We start from the raw sequence: 276 nt of genomic DNA on the forward strand, positions 1-276 counted from the left end.
CTACCCGACGGCCGTGCGCTAACCTTTTGGAGGCAGCGGACCACGGTAGGATCAGCGACTGGGGTGAAGTCGTAACAAGGTAGCCGTAGGGGAACCTGCGGCTGGATCACCTCCTTTCTAAGGATGTTTCTAGCTAGTTGGACTTGTCCAACTCATGAAACACTTAGCAGGACAGCAAACAAAGCTGTCCATATATCGAACCGAGCCGTCCTCATATCTCTTCAGAATTTTGAACACGGGCTACCGCCCGTATGGGTCGGTAGCTCAGGTGGTTAG

General features: G+C 53.3%; 1 rRNA gene. It reads left to right on the forward strand.

Going from position 1 to position 276, the window contains the following annotated elements:
* Positions 1–117: ribosomal RNA gene (locus A3764_RS00850) — 16S ribosomal RNA — on the forward strand; the annotation flags it as partial.
* Between the last annotated feature and the right edge of the window lie 159 nt (positions 118–276).

The sequence above is a fragment of the Sulfitobacter sp. HI0129 genome, assembly GCF_001635395.1.
Classification (GTDB): Bacteria; Pseudomonadota; Alphaproteobacteria; order Rhodobacterales; family Rhodobacteraceae; genus Sulfitobacter.